Annotated in this window: 1 pseudogene; it reads left to right on the top strand. The window is 29.0% G+C overall.

Annotated elements, in window-relative coordinates:
• Positions 1 to 63 precede the first annotated feature (63 nt).
• Positions 64 to 286 (top strand): annotated as a pseudogene (locus FOF46_RS32405) (IS982 family transposase); the annotation flags it as partial.

The raw sequence follows: 286 nt of genomic DNA, 5'->3' as shown, positions 1-286 counted from the left end.
TTTAGAAAAAGTTGCGCAAACTGCTAAAAGGCAGTAAATTGTAGTTACGACACTATAATTCATATGCACAACTTTCAAGCAAATTACGATAAAATACTCAAGGTTTTAAAAGGATTAGATTCAAAAATGGGTTATTTACATCAAATACGTAAACCTAAATTGAGAGATAAAGAACTCATAGCTATTGATTTAACTTCAGAATATATGAGTATTGATAGTGAATGTCAACTTTTTAGAATATTGCCATCTAATTTATCTGCCAAAATCGAGCGAAGTGTTTACAATA

The organism is Aquimarina algiphila (assembly GCF_007489275.1).
GTDB lineage: Bacteria > Bacteroidota > Bacteroidia > Flavobacteriales > Flavobacteriaceae > Aquimarina > Aquimarina algiphila.
Note: the sequence above shows the minus strand (reverse complement) of the source record. Positions and strands in the feature narration are given on the sequence as shown.